The organism is Mangrovimonas sp. TPBH4, assembly GCF_001280505.1.
GTDB lineage: Bacteria > Bacteroidota > Bacteroidia > Flavobacteriales > Flavobacteriaceae > Mangrovimonas_A.
Genome location: NZ_LBIO01000041.1, coordinates 1 through 1,775 on the forward strand (window position 1 = coordinate 1; position 1,775 = coordinate 1,775).

Below are 1,775 nucleotides of genomic sequence, written 5' to 3' on the forward strand. Positions count from 1 at the left end.
TTTGCCGAGTGGGTTGCCCTGGGCAGCATCACCGGTGGCTGTAACCTGATGGTTGAAGTGACCAACCCAGGGGCACCTGATGCCTGTGGCGGTTCATCGGAAGTTATCTGGACAGCTACAAGCGACTGTGGGGCACCGCTGTTGTTGAGTTCGACCTTTACGGTAGAACCTGCACCTGAGGTTTCCTTCAACGCGCCAGAGGATTATACAATGGCAGCATGTTCTGACCAGGCTTCCGTAGACCAGGCGTTTGCCGAGTGGGTTGCCCTGGGCAGCATCACGGGTGGCTGTAACCTGATGGTTGAAGTGACCAATCCGGGGGCACCTGATGCCTGTGGTGGTTCACCCGAAGTCATCTGGACAGCTACCAGCGACTGTGGGGCACCGCTGTTGTTGAGTTCGACCTTTACGGTAGAACCGGCACCTGAGGTTTCCTTCAACGCGCCAGATGATTATACAATGGCAGCCTGTTCCGACCAGGCTTCGATCGACCAGGCATTTGCCGAGTGGGTTGCCCTGGGCAGCATCACCGGCGGCTGTAACCTGATGGTTGAAGTGACCAATCCGGGGGCACCTGATGCCTGTGGTGGTTCAACCGAAGTTATCTGGACAGCTACAAGCGACTGAGGGGCACCGCTATTGCTGAGTTCGACCTTTACGGTAGAGCCTGCACCAGAGGTTTCCTTCAATGCGCCAGACGATTATACAATGGCAGCATGTTCCGACCAGGCTTCCGTAGACCAGGCGTTTGCCGAGTGGGTTGCCCTGGGCAGCATCACGGGTGGCTGTAACCTGATGGTTGAAGTGACCAATCCGGGGGCACCTGATGCCTGTGGTGGTTCAACCGAAGTTATCTGGACAGCTACCAGCGACTGTGGGGCACCGTTATTGCTGAGTTCGACCTTTACGGTAGAGCCTGCACCAGAGGTTTCCTTCAATGCACCAGACGATTATACAATGGCAGCATGTTCCGACCAGGCTTCCGTAGACCAGGCGTTTGCCGAGTGGGTTGCCCTGGGCAGCATCACGGGCGGCTGTAACCTGATGGTTGAAGTGACCAATCCGGGGGCACCTGATGCCTGTGGTGGTTCAACCGAAGTAATCTGGACAGCTACCAGCGACTGTGGGGCACCGCTGTTGTTGAGTTCGACCTTTACGGTAGAACCGGCACCTGAGGTTTCCTTCAACGCGCCAGATGATTATACAATGGCAGCCTGTTCCGACCAGGCTTCGATCGACCAGGCATTTGCCGAGTGGGTTGCCCTGGGCAGCATCACCGGTGGCTGTAACCTGATGGTTGAAGTGACCAACCCAGGGGCACCTGATGCCTGTGGCGGTTCATCGGAAGTTATCTGGACAGCTACAAGCGACTGTGGGGCACCGCTGTTGTTGAGTTCGACCTTTACGGTAGAACCGGCACCAGAGGTTTCCTTCAATGCACCAGACGATTATACAATGGCAGCATGTTCTGACCAGGCTTCCGTAGACCAGGCGTTTGCCGAGTGGGTTGCCCTGGGCAGCATCACGGGCGGCTGTAACCTGATGGTTGAAGTGACCAATCCGGGGGCACCTGATGCCTGTGGTGGTTCAACCGAAGTAATCTGGACAGCTACCAGCGACTGTGGGGCACCGCTGTTGTTGAGTTCGACCTTTACGGTAGAACCGGCACCTGAGGTTTCCTTCAACGCGCCAGATGATTATACAATGGCAGCCTGTTCCGACCAGGCTTCGATCGACCAGGCATTTGCCGAGTGGGTTGCCCTGGGCAGCATCAC

The 1,775-nt window shown here is 56.7% G+C and carries 2 protein-coding genes; both read left to right on the forward strand.

Annotated elements, in window-relative coordinates; all coding sequences use genetic code 11:
- On the forward strand, nt 1-627 hold a 627-nt coding region (locus tag ZA05_RS18315), incomplete at its 5' end, for a hypothetical protein (RefSeq protein WP_197276053.1).
- A gap of 12 nt (nt 628-639) precedes the next feature.
- Nucleotides 640-1,775, forward strand: a 1,136-nt coding sequence (locus ZA05_RS05765; RefSeq protein ID WP_157514562.1) for a hypothetical protein, incomplete at its 3' end; no start/stop codon positions are given.